Genomic DNA, 785 nt, shown 5'->3' on the forward strand with positions numbered 1-785 from the left:
TTGAACCGCCGTATACGGAACCGTATGTACGGTGGTGTGAGAGGGGCGGAAAATTAATTTTCCCCTCTACTCGATTTTTAGTATACGTTATGCTCTTGTGGACAAATCGGAAACATCGTGGTTAAATCGCGAATTGTGTGGATAACGCGTTGTTCCGTGGTTAAATCTTATTTCCCGTGGACAAATCGGAAACTACGTGGTTAAATCACGAATTACGTGGATATTTCTTGTTTCCCGTGGACAAAGCAGCAAACTTTGTGGTTAACCGTAAAATACGTGGATAATGCAATCTCCTGTGGATATTTCTTGTTTCTCGTGGATAAATCGCAAATTACGTGTTTAAATTTTCTTCCGTTAGTTCTATAGTTAAAAGATCCTACAATGATGAAATAGAAAATTGGCTGGATCCCATATATACATAGTACAGACATTATTTACATTCAATTATGCATAACGACAAAATCCTCTGATCCAATTTCAATAAACATTATATTTTTCACACAATATTCGCTATTTCCCGGGAAATGTTTTAATTATTATTTTTTTCGACGTAAAAGATTAGGGTTCACTCGACAAACGTCGTTTTTATATTAAATATTTTGTAATTTGAAAAGAAAACTTAATAAAATCTCGACCATTTAATGACCTCATCAGTTTATTTCTTCATTGACTTTTCCATATGTTCGTGGCATTGTTGACGGTATAAACAAGAAGAGAAGTTAGGTGATAATATGATTTCAATTGGCTATTTCTCAATTATTGGGATGTTGTCACATGTTATATTT

The organism is Pseudogracilibacillus amylolyticus (SeqCode) (assembly GCF_051918545.1).
GTDB lineage: Bacteria > Bacillota > Bacilli > Bacillales > Amphibacillaceae > Pseudogracilibacillus.